The sequence below is a fragment of the Aquincola agrisoli genome (assembly GCF_036621135.1).
Taxonomy (GTDB): domain Bacteria; phylum Pseudomonadota; class Gammaproteobacteria; order Burkholderiales; family Burkholderiaceae_C; genus Aquincola; species Aquincola agrisoli.
Window position 1 is genome coordinate 87,515 of record NZ_JAZIBG010000048.1, and the last position, 20,668, is coordinate 108,182.

14 protein-coding genes and 1 pseudogene are annotated in these 20,668 nt (G+C 69.2%); 5 read left to right on the top strand and 10 right to left on the bottom strand.

The genetic code is table 11. The features are described 5' to 3' along the window. Positions 1–90: 90 nt before the first annotated feature. The 4 genes from V4F39_RS22285 (at position 91) to V4F39_RS22300 (ending at position 9,359) form a co-directional block, all read left to right on the top strand. Positions 91–3,426, top strand: coding sequence for a hypothetical protein (locus tag V4F39_RS22285; RefSeq protein WP_332292204.1), 3,336 nt, complete (start codon positions 91–93; stop codon positions 3,424–3,426). After that, a complete protein-coding gene (locus tag V4F39_RS22290; RefSeq protein WP_332292206.1) occupies positions 3,423–5,645 on the top strand; it encodes a pentapeptide repeat-containing protein in 2,223 nt (740 codons plus the stop codon). The genes V4F39_RS22285 and V4F39_RS22290 overlap by 4 nt, the downstream gene beginning before the upstream one ends. Before the next feature lie 241 nt (positions 5,646–5,886). Beyond that, the gene (locus V4F39_RS22295; RefSeq protein ID WP_332292207.1) at positions 5,887–8,607 is read left to right on the top strand and encodes an outer membrane protein assembly factor BamB family protein; all 2,721 of its coding nucleotides are present in this window, start codon (positions 5,887–5,889) and stop codon (positions 8,605–8,607) included. 80 nt (positions 8,608–8,687) lie between these two features. Then, positions 8,688–9,359, top strand: coding sequence for a PEP-CTERM sorting domain-containing protein (locus V4F39_RS22300; RefSeq protein WP_332292208.1), 672 nt, complete (start codon positions 8,688–8,690; stop codon positions 9,357–9,359). A 78-nt stretch (positions 9,360–9,437) separates the two neighbouring features. Here the strand turns inward: V4F39_RS22300 and V4F39_RS22305 are convergent, their stop codons facing one another. The 6 genes from V4F39_RS22305 to V4F39_RS22330 form a co-directional block, all read right to left on the bottom strand. Further along, the gene (locus tag V4F39_RS22305) at positions 9,438–10,349 is read right to left on the bottom strand and encodes a bifunctional GNAT family N-acetyltransferase/nucleoside diphosphate kinase regulator (protein WP_332292209.1); all 912 of its coding nucleotides are present in this window, start codon (positions 10,347–10,349) and stop codon (positions 9,438–9,440) included. A gap of 32 nt (positions 10,350–10,381) precedes the next feature. Further along, positions 10,382–11,263 (bottom strand): hypothetical protein, encoded by an 882-nt coding sequence (locus V4F39_RS22310; protein ID WP_332292210.1) that lies wholly within the window; start codon positions 11,261–11,263, stop codon positions 10,382–10,384. 139 nt (positions 11,264–11,402) lie between these two features. Next, a complete protein-coding gene (locus V4F39_RS22315) occupies positions 11,403–12,491 on the bottom strand; it encodes a universal stress protein (protein WP_332292211.1) in 1,089 nt (362 codons plus the stop codon). 33 nt (positions 12,492–12,524) lie between these two features. Beyond that, positions 12,525–12,947: a GreA/GreB family elongation factor gene (locus tag V4F39_RS22320; protein ID WP_332292213.1), complete on the bottom strand. Its 423-nt coding sequence runs from the start codon at positions 12,945–12,947 to the stop codon at positions 12,525–12,527. A 451-nt stretch (positions 12,948–13,398) separates the two neighbouring features. Beyond that, complete coding sequence (locus tag V4F39_RS22325; protein WP_332292215.1) at positions 13,399–13,974, bottom strand: PEP-CTERM sorting domain-containing protein; 576 nt, start codon at positions 13,972–13,974, stop codon at positions 13,399–13,401. Positions 13,975–14,041: 67 nt separating this feature from the next. After that, complete coding sequence (locus V4F39_RS22330; RefSeq protein ID WP_332292216.1) at positions 14,042–16,774, bottom strand: S8 family serine peptidase; 2,733 nt, start codon at positions 16,772–16,774, stop codon at positions 14,042–14,044. Between the two features lie 456 nt (positions 16,775–17,230). Here V4F39_RS22330 and V4F39_RS27230 point away from each other — a divergent pair. Beyond that, positions 17,231–17,623: pseudogene (locus V4F39_RS27230) on the top strand (helix-turn-helix domain-containing protein); the annotation flags it as partial. Between the two features lie 106 nt (positions 17,624–17,729). On the opposite strand, the gene sorU reads toward V4F39_RS27230, so the two are convergent. The 4 genes from sorU to V4F39_RS22355 all read right to left on the bottom strand — a co-directional run bounded on the left by sorU (position 17,730) and on the right by V4F39_RS22355 (position 20,474). Then, positions 17,730–18,032 (bottom strand): SorU family sulfite dehydrogenase c-type cytochrome subunit, encoded by a 303-nt coding sequence (sorU, locus tag V4F39_RS22340; RefSeq protein WP_332292336.1) that lies wholly within the window; start codon positions 18,030–18,032, stop codon positions 17,730–17,732. A gap of 62 nt (positions 18,033–18,094) precedes the next feature. Next, entirely contained in the window at positions 18,095–19,321 is a 1,227-nt protein-coding gene (gene sorT / locus V4F39_RS22345) for a SorT family sulfite dehydrogenase catalytic subunit (protein WP_332292219.1), read from the bottom strand. Between the two features lie 32 nt (positions 19,322–19,353). Continuing rightward, positions 19,354–19,950 carry a hypothetical protein gene (locus V4F39_RS22350; protein ID WP_332292220.1) on the bottom strand — a complete coding sequence of 199 codons (597 nt, stop codon included), beginning with the start codon at positions 19,948–19,950 and terminating at the stop codon, positions 19,354–19,356. Positions 19,951–19,952: 2 nt separating this feature from the next. Then, entirely contained in the window at positions 19,953–20,474 is a 522-nt protein-coding gene (locus V4F39_RS22355) for an RNA polymerase sigma factor (RefSeq protein WP_332292223.1), read from the bottom strand. Positions 20,475–20,668: the final 194 nt, after the last annotated feature.

Genomic DNA, 20,668 nt, shown 5'->3' on the forward strand with positions numbered 1-20,668 from the left:
GATCCCAAACCGGGCCTGGGATTTGTACGCCTGCGCGCCCGGGGCCAGCGGCGTACAAGCAGCCCCCGGTGCGGAGCGCGAGGAGCGGCCATGGCGATCACGCGAAGGCAACTCACCCAGGCGCTGATGAGCCTGGGCATGGGCTGGACGGCAGGCGGCCTGCTGGCGGCCTGCGGCGGCGACGGCGGGCCGGGCGACGACGCGCCGCTGCCGCCGCCCGCCGGATCGGACGTCAAGTCGTTCCACCTCGACCTGTTCTTCCTGCCCGAGGGCGACGACGCGGTGCTGCGCGTGGGCGGCCGGCGCTATGCCCTGCAACGCCACACCGAGGCGACGCGCCGCGCGCTGCGCCTGGCGCGGCCGCGGCTGGCGCAGGTGCCCGACGGCCACCTCACGCATTACGTGGACGGCGTGGCCGTCAGCGCGGTGCAGCAGCAGCGGCTGCACGTGACCACCTTCAACCGCGCCCGCGGCCACGGCGTGGCGCTGGTGGCGATGCACATCCCGCTCGCCGCGCGGGTGAAGGCGCGGCGGGCGCGCGGGCTGGGCGCGACGCAGGCCGGCCCGCCCACCTGCCCCGCCAGCGAGTTCTGCTGCGTGACGGACCAGATCGAGGACGACTTCCTCACCGGCCGCAGCACGGCGAAGGCGCTGATCACGCACTACCCGGACATCATGACGCTCGACTCGGAGGTCTCGGCCCAGGTCGAGGCGCTCATGGACGGCGAGCAGGCGGCGGCGGTCGACAACCTGTCGCTGTCGATCTGCATGCAGGGCCCGGCCTACGAGCACCGCGACGGCACGCCCGACGGCTGGGCGGTGCTGGCGCCGCGGCTCAACGAGGACGGCAGCCCGATCCGCGATTCTCAGGGCGACCCGACCTTCGACTACGTCTACAGCGACAAGACCAGCACCGACCTGCAGCCGGCCATCGCCGCGATCGTGCAGTCGGTGCACAACGACGCCTCGCTCGACGGCCAGCAGTACGAGGTGCTCTACCACGGCGACCCCATCGACACCGCGGGCCTGCCCGCGCCCAACCCCACGCCGCTGGTGGCCGACGGCGGCGCGCCGGCCGCGCCCCCGGTGCTGGGGGCGGCGGACCAGAACGTGAGCTTCAGCGCCCTCGGCTACCACCACAACGTGCTGTTCTACGGGCAGCAGGTCGGGCCGGCGGCCGGGCAGTTCAGCCTGCGCATCCTGAACATGAACTACGTGTGGTACGGGCTGTACCTCGAATACCTGAACGCCGACGGCGTGCCCATCGCCGCGAACGGCAGCGACGTGCTGGGCGGCATCCCCGGCGCATCGACGCTGGAGACCGACACGCTGGTGTTCTACGACATGATCAGCAGCCCGCCGGCGATCTTCGGCATCCCGATCCCCTTCCCCTACCAGATCGGCCTGCGCCTGCCGGCCGGCGCCTCGCAGGTGCGCATCAGCCTCATCGGCCCGGGCTTCTACGGCGACGTGCCCCTCGACCGCGCGACCTGGGCCGGCGCGGTGATGACCGCCGTGATCCAGTACGCCATGCCCGCCTGGTTCCTCACCAAGGGCACCGGGATCAACTCGACCGCCTCGCTGGTCGACCTGATCGTCAACAAGCCGGGCATCTGGCTGAAGACGCTGTCAGCCGGCCTCGGGATTTACATGGCCGCCGAGGGCGAGGAGACCAAGAACCAAATCGGGCTGGCCGGCACGCTGACCAGCCTCTTCGCCGCGATGGTGCAGAACTTCCTGCTGATCCCGCTGGAGCGCTTCTCGCCGGAGCTGTGGGAGTGGATCGTCGGCGAGTTCAGCGCGGAGGAGATCGAGGAAGGCGTGCCCTTCGCCGGCTGGGTGCTGCGGGCCGTGTCGATCGCCGGCACCGGCGCGGCGATGCTCGCGACGACGGCGGAGATCTGCGCCAACCCGATGGTGATCAGCAACACGGTCTCGTTCACGCACACCGTCACCGTGCGCGTCAAGCCCGACCCCGACCACAACGCCTTCCCGTCGAACTCGTTCAACGTCATCGTCCAGGTCACCGCGGGCGACAAGGCGATGGAGCCCTCCACCATCGTGCCGATCGGCCAGATCGACGGCGCGACCCTGCGCGACATACCGGTCGCCGCCGTGCCGGCCACCGGGGCGGCGGCCTGCGTCACCGTGCAGGTGGTGGCGGCCAACGGCTTCGTGCTCGCGCACAGCGCGGCGGTCGACGTGAACGGCCAGCGCGTGCTCGACGCCGACGGCAAGCCCCAGGCCGGCGACGTGTTCTTCCTCAACAAGACGCCTGCCAGCGGCAGCCTGATGGTGGAGGTGGTGCTGATCGAGAACCCCGTGCCGATCACCGCGACGACGCACTACGACCACCACCAGGTGCTGCGCTACGCATCCGGCCACTACCAGTGGAGCTACACGAAGACGCCACCGGCGCTCGAACCGCTGGCCTGCGGCACGGGCGGGCTCTGCGAGCCCGGCAACATCACGCTGTGGCTGCCGGGCGGGATGATCGGCTACGCGTGGCTCGCGAGTTCACCCGGCGTGGCGAGCTGCAACGGCGGCACCACGGGCCAGCTCTGGAACTTCCGCAACGTCAGCCTCGCGTTCGACCCGACGCCGGGGGTGAAGGCCCGCGGCTGCGGCACCCCGGCGACCAGCGCCATCGCCTACGACGGCACGGTGCGCGTCGGCGACCCGAACGGCCGGCACTTCTTCCTCGACCCGGTGCGCATCAGCGACGTGGACCCGGAGTACCACCTGCGGCGCATCGTGCTCGACAACAGCACCCCGGTGGCGATGCACCCGACGCAGAGCTGGGGCCGCTTCCGGCTGCCCATCGACCGCATGGCGGTCTACAACAAGGGGCTGCGCCCGCGAGTCGTCGGGATCTCGAAGCGCTACCACAAGCTCGCCGTGCTCGTGCTGCCGAACGCGCCGTCGGCCGACGCCGACGTTGTCAACAACGCCAAGGTGTTCAGCGGGCGCGGCGAAGGCAGCGATGCGCTGATGCTGAACCCGAGCGCGCTGACGATCGCCGACGGCGGCGCCGTGCTCGTGCTGCAGGGCGGTGCGCAGAAGAGCGTGAAGGCCTTCGACTTCGACGGCAAGCCGTGGCGCTTCTTCAGCAACGGCCGGCTGAGCACCCTGCCGCTGGTGCCCGACACCGCCGCGGTGACCTGGCTGGACATCTGCATCGAGCCGACCAACCTGCTGTACGTGCTGTCGCACACCGGCGCGGGCACGCAGGTCTCCGATTACCGGCTCGACGTCTACGACAGCAACACCGGAGGACACATCATGCGCAACACCGGCATCGCCGCCGCCCGCATGACGGTGGACAAGTTCCGCGGGCTCTACACGCTGAACTACGAGACGCTGAAGGGCAGCCCCATCGTCGAGCCGACGGTGAGCGTGTGGCAACCTTCGTTGCCGGCGCCATGAGACCCGCCGCGCGATCGGCGTGCCGGCGGGCCGCGGCGTGCGGAGCCGCCGCGGCGCTCACGCTGGCCGGTTGCGGCGACGGCGGCGGCGGCAGCGGGAGCGGCGACGACGGCGCCGAGCCGGCCGGGCCGCAGTCCAGCCCCTTCAGCTTCCACAGCGACCGTGCGCTGCTGGCCGATGCGGCCCGTGTCGCCAACCCGGGCGACAGCGTGCTCGTCGCGTTGTGGAGCGGCGAGGCGAGCGCCGAACAGCGGGGCGCCGCGGCCGCGGGTTCGGCCACCGTGCCGTACGACCATCCGGCCGGCGGCGAGCGCACCTACTGCTGGCACGGCGATGCGCCGCCGCAGGGCGGCCCAGGCGGCCCGCACACCTTCACGCTGCGCGAGCGGGCCTCCGGCCGGCAGGTGCTGCACCTCGAGGAAGGCAGCGGCTGCACCCGCGTGTCGATGCCCGCGGGCCGCTACGTGGCAACGCTGCGCCGGGGCGCCGGGCGCGCGGGCCACCGCGAGCTGGTCTTCCTGACGCCGCAGGCCTCGCCCCAGGCCGCGGCCGCACGCGCACGCCGGCTCGCGGTGGCCGCGCCGGCGCCGGCCTGCCCGACGCTGCCGTACGTCAACAGCAGCAGCATCGTGCGCGGCACGGTGATGCTCGTGGGCACGGCGCTGAAGCCCTTCGTCGTCCACGGCGCCTGCAGCGACCTGCTGCTGTCGGGCGCCATCGCGGCCGGCATCAACTACACGTACCAGTTGATGGAGGTGGGCGCGGGCACGACGGTGCGCGTCTATGCCGAAACCGGCTTCCGCGGCGCGCGCAGCCAGTTCGGCAAGGCCACCGGCACCAGCCTCACGCAACCGGGGCGATGGTTCGACTACAACGGCGTCAACAGCCCGCAGGGGCGCTCGATGCTGATCGAGATCGGCACGCCGGCAGAAAGCACCACGACGCTGATCTCCACCAACGCCTGCAACGGCTGCAGCTTCCAAGGGGCGGACCTGAGCGGCCTGGACCTGGCCGGCGCGTCGCTGAACGACGCCGACTTCTCGCATGCCGAGCTCACCGGCACCGACCTCAGCAACACGCGGCTGGCGCGGGCGTACTTCGCCAGCGCCCACCTGAAAGGCACGCGTTTCGACGGCGCGGTGCTGACGCAGGCGAGCTTCCAGAGCGACGGCCCGCTGCCCGACGGCAGCGGCAGCTACCCGACGGCGGTCCTCGATGGCGCCTCGCTGAACGGCACCCGGTTCGACGACGTGGTGATGGCCGGCGTGAGCGCCATCGGCGCGACGTTCGCCGGGGCGGTGATCGACGGCACCGACTTCACCGGCGCCGACCTGACCCGCGCGGTACTCGACGCCGCGAGCGCGGACGAACTGCGTCCCGCTGTCTTCAACGGCGCGACGCTCGTGTTCGCGTCGCTCAAGAACGCATCGCTGCCGGGCGCCTACTTCCGCAATGCCCGGATGAACCCGGCCAACCTCGGCGGCGCCGACCTGTCGGGCGCCTGGTTCGAGGGTGACGGCACCTACCGCGCGGCGACGCTGGCCGGCTCCTACATGCGCGACACGCGGCTCGCCGGCGCGCACATGACGGGGGTCGTGCTCGACCGCGTGTCGTGGTTCAACGTGAACCCCGCGCTCACGACGGCCACCGGCGCCGGCGCCTTCCTGAACGGCGCGAGCTTCAACACGGCGGACCTGCCCGGACTCGACCTCACCGGCGCCCACCTGCAGGGCGCGACCATGACCAGCGTGCAGCTGACCGGCGCGAACCTCACCGACGCCTGGCTGGGCCCGATCGGCACGGTGGCCAGCTGCGTGCAATCGACGACGCTGTCGGGCGCCTACCTGGTCGGCGCGAACCTGCTGGGCGCCGACCTGAGCTGCGCCGTGCTGCAGGACGGCCTGGTCTCCCCGGCCGCCGGCCAGACCGTCTACATCCAGGTGCTGGCCGACCCGGGGCACTACGAGGCGCCGCAGGTCTACGAGTACTTCGCGGTCGCGCAGCCCGCCACGCAGCTCGGCAGCGGCAGCAGCGTCGCCGTCATCACCACCGCCGGCACCCGCTGCCCCAGCGGCGCCTTCGGGCCCTGCGGCCCGCCCGGCAGCCCGAACTGGGTGGCGCAGCAGCAGCCGCTGCAGCCGACGAACTGCGTGCCGAAGGACTTCGACGCCGACGGCAACGTGATCAGCCTGACCTGCCAGTCGAGCCGGCATCCATAGCGCCCCGCTCCGGCGCGCTCGGCGCGCGAAGCCCTTCGCATGCGCGTTTCTCCGCCTAGTTGGTTCCCTTAAACCAAAGCGTTGCTGACTGCCTTTTTGTTGTCCCTCTGTCAACGTAGAGATGGGTCGTGGTTGGTTGTGGGCGATCGCGGAAGCCACATCGCCCCGCTCCACGACGGCGTGCCACTGCTCGGCGCGTCGACTGTCCACGTCGTCTCATACATGTAAAGAGGAGAACACGATGAAGCAAAGATTCCCGGTCGCGTTGGTGATGACTGCCATCGCCGCGGCCTGCACGGCGACAGCCTTCGCGCAATCACCGACGGTGCCGGCCGGCAAGGACTGGCCGCACATCACCGGCAACCTGGGCGCCCAGGGTTATACGTCGCTGACGCAGATCAACAAGTCGAACATCGGGAACCTCGGCCCCGCCTGGCAGACCAACCTGGCCTCCGAACCCATCACTTCGCCCGCAGCCGCACCAGGCACCACCAACACCGGCGGACAATCCACGCCGATCGTTGTCAACGGCGTGATGTACGTCAACCCGCCGGGCGGCGGCGTCGTGGCGCTCAACGCCGCCACCGGCGCGGTGAAGTGGAAGTGGGTGCCGTCTGCGACGCTCAACGGCTACGGCCCGACTTCCACGCAACGTGGCGTCTCGGTCGGTGAAGGCAAGGTCTACACCACGGCCAGCGGCAACCGCGTCGTCGCGCTGGACCAGGAAACCGGCGCCGTCGTCTGGGCCGTCCAGCCCACCGACACCACCGGCACCGCGCTCTCGGGCATCGCCAAGGTGCCGCCGCGCTACCACGACGGCCTGATCATCATGGGCACCAACGACAACGCCCGCGGCGCTGCCTTCGCGTTGAAGGCCAGCGACGGCTCGACCGCCTGGGTGTTCTACAGCACCTACCCCCACGGCACCTCGTTCACCGACGTGAACGGCACCACCTTCGACGCCGGCGACACCTTCACCACCAAGGACACCCCCAACGACACGCCGAACGAGTGCTATCGCACGGCCGGTGCGGCGCCGTGGCAGCAAGGCTCGATCGACCCCGAGCTCGGCATGCTCTACGTCGCCTTCGGCAACGTGCGTTCGTGCGGCGGCTCGCAAAACGGCGCAGGCCGGCCGGGCGACAACCTGTTCGGCAGCTCGGTCGTCGCGCTGGACTACAAGACCGGTGCCTACAAGTGGCACTTCCAGTCGGTGCGCCATGACATCTGGGACATGGACAACGTGCTGACCCCGACGCTCGCGGACGTGCAGATCGGCGGCGAAACGAAGAAGGTCATCTTCTACGGCAGCAAGTCGGCCCACCAGTTCACGCTCGACCGCGCCACCGGCAAGCCGGTGCTGCCGATCGAATACCGCGCCATCGGCGGCGACTCGCGCAACAACCCCGCGCCCACGCAGCCCTTCCCGCTGCAAAGCATCTACAGCGAGCAGTGCATGGTGCTGCAGAACCTGGGCAGCGAGGTGCCGGGGCATCCGAACCGCCTGGCGCCGAACTGGAACGGCTACCAGGCCGAGCCCGATCCGGCCAACCCCGGCCAGATGAAGCTCGTCTACCGCTCGCCCAACTACCTGTCAGATCAGGAGCCCTTCCTGGTCGGGCCGCCCCGCAAGGGTTGCCTGTACGAAGGCTCGTACGACGGCTTCGTCTATGTCTACCCGCCGAGCCAGAACGGCGGCAATGACATGACCGTCACGACGATGAGCCCCAAGCTCAACATGCGCTACGTCGGCCTGTCGTACATGCCCGGCGGCCACCCGCTGCAGCAAGGCGGCAACGGCCTGCGGATGATCGGCGGCTACCAGACCGGCGCCATCCTCGGCGTGAACAACTCGACCGGCCAGGTGGTCTGGTACGAACCGCTGAAGTACGACCTCTCGCGCCAGCACAACCCGCTGGTCACCGCCACCGACCTGCTGTTCCACACCCAGATGGACGGCTGGCTCGTGGGCCGCGATGCCGCGACCGGCAAGGAACTGTGGCGCTTCCAGATGGGTGCCCCCTCGCAGACCGGCACGATCTCGTACGAGGTCAACGGCGAGCAGTACATCGCGACGACCAACATGGCGGGCGGCCAGCCTTATTCGCAAGGCGGCAACGGCCAGTCGGTCTGGGCCTTCAAGATCGGCGGCAAGGCGAAGTACTACACCGGTACGCGCGCCGACCCCGTCTACGTGACGGGCGGCAGCGAGGCCCCGGCGCCGCTGCCGATTCCGAACTGGCGCCGTCCGACGGACAACGCCGCGGCTGGCATCGTTCCGGACAACGAGGTGTGGATGGCCCGCTCGAACGGCACCGCCACCTCGACGCCCGACTCGGTGGCGACCGCTTCGATGATCCCGTCGCAGCGTCGCGTTCCGGTGGGCACCACGGTGACCTTCCGCAACCCCGGCATCGAGACCTTCCCGAACTCGCCGAACCAGAAGGAGCATTGCGCCACGCAGTTCTTCGAAGGCAAGTTCAACTTCAGGTTGCAGCCGGGCCAGACCGCGCAGTACAAGTTCGACCGCGAGGGCGAGTACTACTACAACGACTGCACGGATCCGCGCCCCGTGGGCCGCATCATCGTCACGCTCGACGCGGTGGAGCAACCTGGAGCGCTGCAGTTCGTGCCGAACGTGCTGAACCTGCGCCCCGCCAACGGCGTGTTCACCAGCGTGCAGGGCCTGGTCACGGCCACGTTCAAGCTGCCGGCAGGCTACGTGCTGGACGGCATGGACAGCGTGAAGCTGAAGACGCCGTTGACCAACGAGCTGTTCACGCCGGTGCAGGCCAAGGCCACGTCCGACGGCAAGTCGCTGGTGCTGAGCTTCGACAAGGCGCTGATCGACAGCAACATCCCTGTCGGTGATGCGGTGCCGCTGATCGTGACGGCCAACTTCATGCACGAAGGCGTGCAGAAGAAGCTGACCTCCACGGCCAACGTGCGCGTGGTGAAGTAAGCCTCCGCACGAAGCAGCAACGCTTCCCGGGGCGCTCGCGAGAGCGCCCCGGGCGCCTACATCAAGATGAGAGGGATCCCATGATCAAGAGAATCATCGTCACCTGCCTGGCCGCCCTGGCGCTGTCGTCCGCCCACGCCGCCCCGGTCACGTTCACCAACACGCTGTACACGGTCGACGCGATTGCGCTGACCGACGGCGACCCCAGCGTCGAGTCCAAGGCGAGCCCGCCGGACGATCTCACCCTGTTCGCCTCGGCGGCCTCGGACGGTCTCACGACCGACCTGGCCACCGCGGGCGCGATCTCGGGTGCCGGGCTGCTCAGCGCGAGTGCCGACGTGTCGGCCGGCGGCATCGCGAGCGCCGTTGGCTCGGCCTCGTTCATCGGCTCGTTCACCAACAGCGCGCCCATGGTCACGCTGAGCATCGGCTTCGACGCGTCCAGCTTCGCCTCGGGCACGGCCAATTCGTCGGCGTCGCTCTTCGTGGAGCTGATCAGCAGCGGCGTGACGCTGTACAGCGACTTCGTCACCGGCCCCTGGGAGTTCTCGTACACGCCTGCGGCCGGCACGCTGGCCTCGCTGCAACTGACCCTCACCGCCGAGTCCGCCGCCGGCGTGTCGGCCCTGGGCCTGGGCAACGCTTCGGCCACCGGCCTGGCCACCTTCGCGGTCAGCGCGGTGCCTGAGCCATCGACCTACCTGCTGATGCTCGGCGGCCTGGCGCTCCTGGCGCGCGCCCGCCGGCGCTAAGCGCACGCTCCCAAGTTCCTCTCCGTTGGCCGGCGCTGCGGGGTCAGCGCCGGTTTTTTTTGCGTGCAGCGCGACGGGCTACAAGTGGAAGGCGCCAGCTGCTTCCGGCTGGTACAGCACGTTCACGATCCGGATGCGGCAGGTCCGGTCCCGTAGCCGCCATGCGAAAGCATCTCCCTCCCGGTAACCCAGGATCGCGGTGCCGACGCCGGCACCGACCGACAGCCTGCCGGCACTGTCGTCCGCGTCGTACGGATACACGAGCGCCACTTCCACCTCTTCGTCGTCCAGTTGGAGCAAGGCGCGGGAGTTCATCGTCACCACATCGTGCGGCACTTGCCGGGCATCGACGACGATGGCTCGTTCAAGCTCGTGCTCCAGCTCGAAGCTGGCCGGGGCATGCTCGGACGCGAGCAGGTTCCTGAGCCGCGCCTGGTCAGGCTCGGTGATGTGGATGGTGCCGGCCTGGCCTGCGGGGCTTTCACGCAAGAGCCGGACATAGCGCTCCGAAGTCATTGCAAAGCTCTTCAGCGCGGGGGTTTCGCTTTCGAGCAGGAAGCCGCAGCGCTGGAAAACCTTCAACGAGCGCGCGTTGTCCGGGTGAACCTTGGCGATGAGCTTGACGGCGCGCATCTGGAAGAAGGCGATCTTCATGGCTTCCCGGATCGCGCTGGCGCCGAGCTGACGGCCCCAGTTGTCGCGGTTGCCGATGACCAGGACCATCTCGCATTCGGATCCCGTGTGGACGAGGCGCACGAATCCCACCGGAACGTCATGCCCATCACAGACCATGAAGAACCGGCCGCCCTGGTTGAACAGGTGCGTCAGGATGGGCAGCTGAACCCGGCCGACGACCTGCTCGATGAAGCGGGAGACATGGCGCGAATCGCTGAGATGGCGGGTGACGCACTCGTCTTCCAGCCAATCCACCAGCGTCAGCGCGTGAGCCCGCGTGATCTCGGGACACAGCGACACGAAGGGACAGTTCATGTTCACTCCAGGGGCAGGCCCACCGGGGGCCTTCATGCCGACACGCCGAACGGAACACCGTCCCAGAAACCGCTCAGCAGGTTCTCGGGGCGAGCCCGCGACACCACACGGCCGCACGAAGGCCACGCATCGCGGCGAGCACTCAGGCCGGCATAGAGGCTGAATCCGGCGCCGGCCCGAACGCTGCCGCCGCTGACGATGCTCTCGCCGGCCCGAATGGCACCATCGCCCGTGATGTCGGATCCCGCAACGATCCCCCAGCCGGCATCGATATGCATGCCGCTGCGAATCGACTGTCCGACCTGGATCCCGTGTCCGGCGCGAAGGCCCTCCGTGCACGCCAGATGGCCGCCGACCTGCAGGCTCTTGGCGCAATGGATCATGCCGTCGACCTCGAGATCCTCGGCCACCACGGCCGAACCCTCGCCGCGCAACGCCGCCCCACAAGCCAGGGCTCCGCGGACGCGCAGGTCGCCGCCGCACGTCAGCGCCCCTTGCACCTCGACGCTCCAGGACGAGACCAGGTTGCCCCCGGTGCGCAGCGAGCCGAGTGTGCGCAGGCCCGCGCCGGCGTGCAGGTCGTTGCCGATCCAGACCGTGTTGCCGGCGCGAATGCTGCCGCCTGCGTTCAACGATCCCCCCGTGCGAAGTACTGTGTCGACATCCACCTCGCCACGCACCTGGACCGATCCCGCATAGACGAAGGCGTGCGCCGAGATGGCATCGACCACAAGCACGGATTTGACAGGCCCGAACTGGTCCAGCAGCCAGCACGCGTCGTCGACGCGTCCGTCGGCGACGAGTGCGTCGATGAGGGCTTGATACTCCGTCGGGCTCGTGAAGCGCCGGGCGAACCAGCGATAGCCGCTGGCACACGAACGTTTTGCCTTGAGGGCGGTTGAAGAGATCTTCATGAGAACAGCCCAATTTGACTGGCGGATCGAGCACTGTGGTGGGCCACCCCCTGCTGCGCTGCCGGCGCGACAGTGTTCCCGATGCCCCTGCGCTGCGGTTGCATCTGCATCCGGGTGATCCACGGAACTCCTGTCGGGTTCATGACGCTCTTCGCGATGCGAAGCGCGCCTTCTTGTGGATCCAATGACCTTGAGTCCATGCTCCGGCATGCGCTCGCGACGCCTGCGGCGCAGCGCTTTCCCGACGCCACGGCACGATCAACGTGTCGCAGCCCGCCTCGGACACAACACGGCTGCTGACGCTGCCGAGGAGGGAACTGCCCAAGCTTGAACGAACCTGTTTCCCAGCGACGATGAGGTCGGCCCCGAGCCTGTGGGCGTGACGCAGGGTCGAGCGCACCGGGTGTCCGTGTGCCAACGCATAGTTCATGGGTGCGCTGTCCAGCCCGAGTCTGGCGACCTGGCGACGCATGCGAGCGTTGATGGCGCCTTCTTCCATCAGGCGGGTCTCCCTGATGACGTGCTCGGGCACATCGGCTTCGCGCAGCACGGCCTCGCGCTTGGAGTCGATCGCATGGAATACATGCATGCCCGTTTCGCGTCGCATCCGGTCGGCCACACGGATTGCCGCATCCGACGATGCCGTGAAGTCGATCGGTACCAGGACACGGCGATAGGACCCCTGCACCGACGTTTTGACAACGAGGACAGGACGTCGGCCGACCCGGATCATGCGATCGACGGTGCTGGCCCCGAGCATTCCCTTGAAGCGCCCGTGACGCCGCCATCCGAGGACCACCAGGTCGACGTGCTCCGACGCCTTCTGCAGGGTCTCGAAGGGGTCGCCGACTGCGACCTCGACGGTGGCGATCAAGTCGTGCTCGCCGGCCATCTCGATGGCCAGGCGCCGCAGCGCGTCGCGCGCCTGGGTGGCCTCGAGATCGAAGGCCGGTGTCGGTGAGAACCAGTCGCGAAGCGCCTTGCGGCGTGTCGCCTTCAGCACGTGCAGGATGCGAAGACGGGCTCCGAGCTCATGCGCCAAGCACGCGGCGCGGCGCACGGCATTGTTTCCGTCGGCCGAAAAGTCGGTTGCCGCCAGAATGGAAGTGAATGACGCCATTTGTGTTTCCTCAAGAACGGTCGTGTCCAAAAGACGCCGGACGAGCGTGTGCCCCGGTGCGATGTGCATCGCTCCAAAGGTGAAGGTCACGCCCGCCTTCGTCGCCATCGAGATGTGCAGCTGCGGGGCTGCACATGGCAGCTACATCGCGTAGTCGCCGCTCGCCTCGGGCTGGAAGAGGATGGCCAGGATCTCGGCAGCCTTGTCGTCGCCAGCAGGGGTGGCCCAGCGGGCAGTGCTGCCGACGCGCAGGCCGAGCAGGGCGCTGCCGACCGGGGACAGCACCGAGACGAATCCGACCGCCGGTTCAGCGTCCGCGGGATAACACAGGGTCAGCGTGTTTCGCTGGCCGGTCTGGATGTCCTGCACGAGAACCTGGGAGTACATCGTCACGACGTCTGGCGCCACCTCGCGCGAAGGCACGAGCGCAGAGGCGTCCAGGAGGTCTTCGACGGCGCGGACTTGCTGGGAGGAACCGTCGCCGCGTGTGTCGCGGCGGAGCAGGTTCAAGAGGCGGACATGGTCCAGTTCAGTGAGCGTGCGCTCGAGGGTGCCGGCTTCCACGGGGCATTCCTTCAGTGTCAAGCTGAGTGCCTCCGGCGTGGAGACACGCATCTACGCGCGAGCTAGGCGCCCGGCGATCTGAAGTTTGCGCAAATGGTGTGGAAGTGATCGCCGGGCCTAAGGATGTGCGGCCGGCTGACGGGTGCGAGTTCCCATCCCGGCACGCGGCTGCGGCGTGCACAGCGAGACAGCAACACGACAGGTCGCCTCGCAGGATGCACCGCTGGACGCGGACTTGGAAACAATGGAACTCATGCGGCGGATTTTATCGGCATTGCCTTGTGCGAGCCATTCTTCAAGGTGAAGTCGCACTGGGATGTAGGCGTATCGCCCGGCGAGTTGCGAGGTCGGGCCGGCGCCGATCACCATCGCCCCGGGCGGCCCGTAACGGTCAGCTCGTCGCCAGCACGGCCGCCAGGCCATCACCCTGGAGGCGGCCGTGCGTCAGGCCTTACGCCGTCTTCCGCAGGCGCCGCCGCGAGACGAAGAGCCCTGCCAGGCCCATGCCCATCATGGCCATCGTCGCCGGTTCGGGCACCGCGGTGACCGAGACGGCATCGAGGAACAGGAAGCCGACCGGATCGACGAAGTTGAAGGCCAGCGTCATGGTCTCGCCGGTGGTGAGGCCGCTGAACTCGTACAGCATGTAGCCGCCGGCCGCCGGCGTGGTCAGCGACAGCAGCGTCTGCCCGCCGAACATCACGCTGAAGCTGCTGGGGATGGCGCCATCCGGCTGAAACGCGAACGAGAGGTTCCACGTCTTGCCGGCGCCACCGACGTTGATCGTCTGCGTGATGCCGCTGTCGGTTCCGGAGCCGAAGTACGCGCTGCAGGCGCCGGCAAACACGCTGTCATCCGCGCCGGGGCACTGCACCCCGTTGAACAGCGAGTCGCCGGTGGTGATCCAGCCGGAGAAGTCGGCGGTTTCGAAGCTGCCGTTGGTGACCAGGTTGGCCTGCGCGGGGGCTGCAAAAGCCGCCGTGGCGGCCAGGACCAGGCCCATGGCCCAAGAATCGCGTTTTGTCACGATCATTTCCCTATGGTTGTCGGGTGCACGAAGTACACGAAGTGATGGATGAGCGGAGGCCATGCGATCACGAGGCCGTGAGCGTCACCTTGCTGCCTTGGTAGGAGATCCGGTACTGGCGGCCGTTGGCCGTCACCACGCTGCCTTCAGGCAGGCCGGTGAACGTGCCCTGGATGCTGGCGGCCTGGATCAGGGTGTAGACCTCGCCTGCGCTGGGCACGGCCGTCGCCTCGAGGACCAGGCTGCCGCCGAGCGCGACGGGGCCGGTCGCCATCAGGCGTGACGATTCCCCGCCCGCCTTGAGCGTGGCCTTGAAGCCCCCGCCGAGGCCGACCTTCACCGCACTGGCGCGCAGCACGTCACCCGGCGTGACGGCAACGCTGGCGACCACGCTGGTGATGCCGGCGGCTTCCTCGGCGCTGACGCCCGGCGACAGCACCCCGCCCTTCAGGACGGCGATGGTGCCCGCGACGGTGCCCGTGCCGCCCAGCGTCCCGCCGTTGCTGACGGTCACGCCGGAGCTGTTGGTGCCGACGATCGACAACTTGCCACCCGCGACGGTCGAGCCGCCGGCGTAGGTGTTGTTGCCGGTGAGAAACAAGGTGCCGGCGCCGGTCTTGGTCAGCGAAGCCGTGTACTGGCCGCGGTCGATCTTGCTCTGGATGTGGGCCGCGCGCGCGTCCATCCATTCCTTGCGCCACTTGACGGCGTCCTCGTAGCTGATCTTGTCGTAGGTCTCGGGACGGCCGTTGGTGATCGCCTGGACGGCAGGGTCGTTCAACAGGCCCTGCAGCACGAAGGCCTGCTTGTTCAGCGTGCCGTTCGGGTTCAGCACGTTGGGGCTGAACTCACCGGCGAAGGCGATGCCCTGCTGCTTGTAGCTCGCCAGCCACTGCAGGTCTTCCCGTTCCCTTTGCTTGATCGCGACCTGGCTGATGTCGTTGGACCAGACGTCCACCGGCGCCTTGCTCATGTTGTAGAGCATGGGGCTCAGGAACTGGGCGGGGCCGTACATGCCCTTGGCCAGGTCGGGGATGCCCCAGCCCCAGCGGTCGTCCGGCAGGCCGTCGGGCGCGGTCCAGGCGATGGATGCGCCGGAGGGCGAGGTCTGCCCGGTGCCGAGGAACCGCACGCCGTCGGTCATCTTGTTGTTCGAGGTGGTGAGCATCACCTCGCGGACCTGCTTGGCATCCATGTTCGGATAGCGCGAAAGCAGCACACCCATCGCTGCCGTCGCCACCGGCGTGGCCGGCGACGTGCCGCTCGAGTTCGAGTAGGTGGTATCGCCCCCGCTGCCCGTGGTACGGACGGCGTTGGAAGGGGTCGACACGGTCCACCATTTGGCGAGCCCGGCCTCGTTGTATCCGAACTGCTTGGTGTATTCGGGATTGGCGGCGGTGGGCGGCTGCACCCCGCCGACGGCCACGAACTGGTTTTCCGCCGCTGGATTGAAAAGGGGATACGCCGGGCGGAAATACGGGTTGCTCCAGTCGTTATTGCCGGCCGATCTCACGTTGACGGTACCGGTGACCTTGATGGCGTCCCAGATGGCGTCCATGAAGGAGCGCCCGGGGTACTTCGGATTGTATTGAATGCCGCCTTCGGAATAGCTCTTCTTGGTGAAGAAATACTGGTACTCCAGGTCCTTCAGGTACTCGTTGGGGATGGTCGTCGCCATCGCCGTGGGGCTGGCGCTGTCCTTGCCAGGCAATTGATACCCGTTGACGAGGTTGCCGTTGGTGCCGAGATTGTTGCCCGAACCGTCGAATTGGGTGCGGTTGAGGGTCTGGACAAAAGAGCCCCAGCTGCTGTTGATGACTTTGGCACCCGCGTCCACCAGCGCCTTGTTGGCCGTATACCAGTACACGTAATCGTGGAACGGGCCGTGCGACTGGGTATCGGAGCCGCCCGTCTTGGCGACATACATCATCGAAGCGAAGGAAATGCCGTGCTGGGACAGGCCATCGCGTATGCCGGAGGTCACGCCCAGCATGCCCGTCCCGTGCGAGTAGTCGCTCGTCCGCGCGGTGTCGCCGTCCACCGTGAACGTTTCGCCCGCCGTGAACGGATTGCCCGGGTTGGCGGTGTTGCGGTACCCGAAGCCGGAGGTGCCGTAGACACCCGTTGCCCGCACCGGCGCGATCAGCCCGGTCTGGAATCCCTGGTGCGTGACGCGGTAGCCCGAGTCCATCATGCCCAGCGTGACGCCCTGCCCGTAATACCCCAGGGCATAGGCGGTGGACGCGTTGACCGCGACGAGCTGCCACGGGGCATTGACCGTGGTGCCACCGGTCAGCGGATTGACGCCGGTGAAATAGCCATATTCCGGCGTTTCCCAGCTGGCTTTTGCCGCCGGCATTTCTTGGAGGCTCCGGGCGACGAAGCCGGGATCTCCGGGATACGACCACTCATTCGCGCTGGCGGTAGAACCGACAACGACCAGCAAAGACAAACAAACAATCGGCGCCAGGGAAGTGTTCAGTCCCTTGCTCTGCTGTCGTTTTGCCACCATGCCATATTGGCGAATTGGTTGATCCATCCTGACCTCCAGTTGAGATTCTGAAATTTTCGTGCCGTCGCAGTGCTCAAAGCGTGCCGGCGTCGAATAACAGCGCGCGCCGGTGGAATGGCTTCCAAGATAAGGACAGCCCGTGACTTTTTGCACAATCCATGCCAGCACCCAACGCCAGGTCCGCGGCCTGCCACTGCAGGGACCGGCGATCGGCATCCGCCCCATCGGGATCGGGAAACCGTCGCACGGGCGTTCCGGGCAACGGCTTTCCGTCTTGCTGCGGCGCACTTGCCCGCCCGCCGAGGCGAGCGGCCATGCCGATGCCTGTACCGCAGCGTGCAACCACCAGGCTGCCAGGACGCCACCCCAGCCAGCAATTGACCGGGGCGCGGTGCCGACACCGATGCGTGATCCACCGGCCGCGGGCTATACCGGTACGAATTGCTGGCTCGAGAGCTCGAGCAGCAGATCGCCGGCGGGGTGTCCGCGCGGCGCCACGTTCGGGTTACTTCGTCGCCGCGCGCGCTGACGGCACGCTGCTCGCCGGGCCGCAAACCTCGGAACCGCGGCCGGGATTCCCAGACCGTCGAGATCAATGACCTGATCTACGCGATCCTCGGCTCTGCGCGGGCACGCAAACATCCGGACGCCGTGGAGGGCGACCAGCAGGTGTTGGCCGACCTGCGTGCCGCCCTGGCCTTCGACCCCTGCGCCGCCCCGAGCACCGACGAACTGGAACGCCGCCGGCTGGTGATGCACCAGCGCCGCGCGGGCGGGCAGTCGCAGCACTCCGAGATCCTGAGGCTTGCGCCCAGGTCCGACCGCATCCAGCAGGCGCTGGAGCATGCGCGGCGCCGCCTGGCCCGGCCGCTGCGCGTGGACGAACTGGCCGAGGTCGCCCGCCTGAGCCCGCGCCAGTTCAGCCGCGTCTTCACGGCCGAGACCGGCCAGTCGCCGGCCAAGGCGGTGCAGGGACTGCGCCTGGAAGCCGCCCGGCTGGTGATCGAGCAGAGCCGCCATCCGCTGGAGGTGGTCGCCCGCGAGACGGGGTGCCGGGACCGGCGCCACCTGCGCGAGGCGTTCCTGCGCGGCTTCGGCGTGCCGCCTCAGGCGGTGCGCCGGGAGGCGCGCGCCTCCCAGGCGCCGGGGCAGTCGCTGGCCGAGTCCATGCACCGCTCACCGCGGCTGGCCGCCGACGACATCGACCTCCCCGTGACGCCAAGCTGATCCGCGTCGCGGCGCCCTACTTCGCGCCCCCGCTCGCCCTCGACACGTAGACCGCCAGCGCGTCGATCTCCGCGTCGCTGAGGCGGCCGCCGTACGAGGGCATCTGCCCCAGGCCGTTGCGCAGCGCCGCGGCGACGCGCCCCGCGTCCGGCTGCAGGTCGTCCAGCGCGGGGCCCACCGCACCTTCGGCGCCGGCCTCCTTCAACGCATGGCACAGCGCGCAGGCCGGCACCGCTTCCTGCAGGAAGAGCTTGCGGCCGGCATCGAACTGGGCCTGCCGGTCGGCGGCGGCCGCCGGCGTGGCCGCCGCGGCCAGCATCGCCGCACCGGCCAGCGCCGTGGCGCGCCACCCGGCCCTCACGGGCCTGCCTGCGCCCGGCCTCATGCCGCCACCACCTTCAGCGCGTGGTCCGCCCAGCTCGTGTTGTTGTAGCCGCCGGCGTTCTCCGCGCGCTGCTCGGGCTGGACGTTGCCGGCGCTGTCGGTGGCACGGCTGGCCAGCACGTGCGCGCCCGGCGGCAGCTGCGCCGACAGCACGAACTGCCGCCATGCGTAGCGCCCCAGGTCCGGCCCCACGAAGCGGGCCTCGTGCCAGCGCTTGCCGCCGTCGAGCGACACCTCGACCCGGCTCACCCCATGCAGCCCGCCGAAGGCCACGCCGTGCACCTGCACCAGGCCGGCCTTCACGGTGCCGCCGTCGGCGCCGGGGCCGTTGATCCACGACTTGACGCTCATCTCCTGCACCGACGGCTGGCTCGGGTCGCCCTTGCCGCCGGGCGGCGACAGGCGGTAGCCGTGGGACATGATGCGCGCGTCGGTCTCCGCGGCGGTGAAGGCCAGCCGCTTGACGTACTTGATGTTGTTGACGCCGGTATAGCCCGGCACGATGAGCCGCAGCGGCCCGCCGTGGGCCAGCGGGATCGGCGCGCCGTTCATCTCCCAGGCCAGCATCGCATCCGCCATCGCCGCGACGGGCACCGAGCGCTCGACGATCACGGTCTTCGGATCGAGGCCCTCGGGCAGCTTCTCGCCGCCGGTGCCGGTCATGAAGGCCATGCCGCCAGCGACGCCGCCCAGCGCGTCGGCCACCCAGCGCACCGGCACGCCGCTCCACATCACGCAGCCCGCGGCGCCCACCTGCCAGGGCGTGCCGCTCGGCTTGCTGGGGAAGTAGCCGCGGCCGTTGCCTGAGCACTGCAGCACCATCGCCAGCGTCTCCAGGCCCATGGACTTGAGCTCGCGCACGCTGAGCCTGCGCGGGTTCTTCACCCCCGCGATCTCCACTTCCCACGCATCCCGGTCGGCCACGACGGATGCATCGGGCGCCGGCAGGTTGTTGCGGATGTAGAGCTGCTCGGAGGGGGTGAGCACCCCGGTGCCGAAGCTGCCGCGCCGGGTCTCGATGGTCGTCGTGCTGTGCACGATCACGCTCGCCGGATCCTTCCAGGCGACGTAGCCGGGCAGCGGCTTGGTGCCCGCGGCGGCGGCCGGGGTGTCGCCGGCGGCGCGTGCGGCCGGGGCGAGGCCGCCCAGGCCGGCGGCGGCCAGGGCGGCGCCGCTGCCGGCCAGCAGGCGGCGCCGGGGGTGCGAGGTGGGTTGCGAGTTCAAGGGGTCGTCTCCTGGGGTGGGATGGGCTGGGTTCAGCCCGGGGGGCGGCCCAGGCTCGCCTGTGCGACGGCCAGGGCCTTCTTCTTCTGCGCGACGAGCACCAGCGGCTTGCCGGCCCGCGAGCGGATGACCTGCCAGTACACGTTGTTCCACCAGCCGCCGCCGTCGGCCAGCGCGACCGGCCCGTCGAAGGCCAGCACGGTGACCATCCCGCCCTTCTCGAAGAACGTGGTGAGGTGGTAGGCGCGCTGGCCGTCGATGTCGCAGGGGCGCATGAGCTGCGGGTAGCCCGGGGCGCTGCGCTGCCCGGCCAGGCCGAGGTGCCGCAGCAGCTCGTCCGGCGCCATGAAGCTGCCGCGCAGCGTGCGCTCGTAGTACTCGTGCTCGATGGCGCCGCGCACCAGCTCGGGCGGGCGCACCGCCATCACGGCGCCCCACACGCCGGCCGTCGCCAGCAGAGCCACGGCGGCGCGGTGCACGCCGGCACGGCGCCGCCACGGGGTGTGGCGGAACAGGCCGGCGGGTGGCTCGCCCGGATCGCAGGCCAGGGCCAGCTCGGCGCGCGTGCGCAGGTCGAAGCCGCTGTCGGGCGCCGGGTCGGGGAGGTCGCGGGGGTCGATGCCGGCCATGATCACACCTGGCGCAGCCGGGCCACCGGCGCCGCCGGCTCGGGCCGGGCCGGCGGCGCCATGGCCGCCCTCAGGGCCTGCCGCGCCCGCTGCAGGCGCGACAGCACGGTGCCGGGCGCCACCTCCAGCGCCTCGGCCATCTGCGCGGTGGGCATGTCGTCGAAGTAGTACAGCACGAGCACCTCGCGGTGGATGGGGGCGATGCGGCCGAGCGCGCGGATCACGTCGAGCCGGTCGTCGGCGCCGCTGTCGGGCGCCTGCGCCTCGGGCGCGTCGTCATCGGCCGGCACGGGCCCGGGCTCCAGGTAGCGGAAGGCACTGCGCCGCATGATCTGGAACAGCCACGCCCGCGCCTGCCCCGCCTGGCGCAGCTGGGCCCGGTGCTTCCAGGCGTTGGCGAAGCAGTCCTGCACCACGTCCTCGGCCGTCGCCCGCGAGCCGGTCAGCGCCCACGCGCTGCGCAGCAGGAAACGGTAGTGCTCGCGCACCCATTGGTTGTAGCGGGACTCGGCCGACTGGAACATGCGTACAAGAGCGCGGGCCGCGCCGGCTCATTCCCTCGCGCCGGCCGATCGGCCTAAGCACATACCCTGAGGGTCACGACCCACCCTCCCTTGGGGGAAAGGGTTAACACCTATTTAGGTTGAGAAATGGCACTCACGGCCACACAAAGTCACAAAACACCCGCTTAAGATTCAATCAAACGCATTGGGCAAGC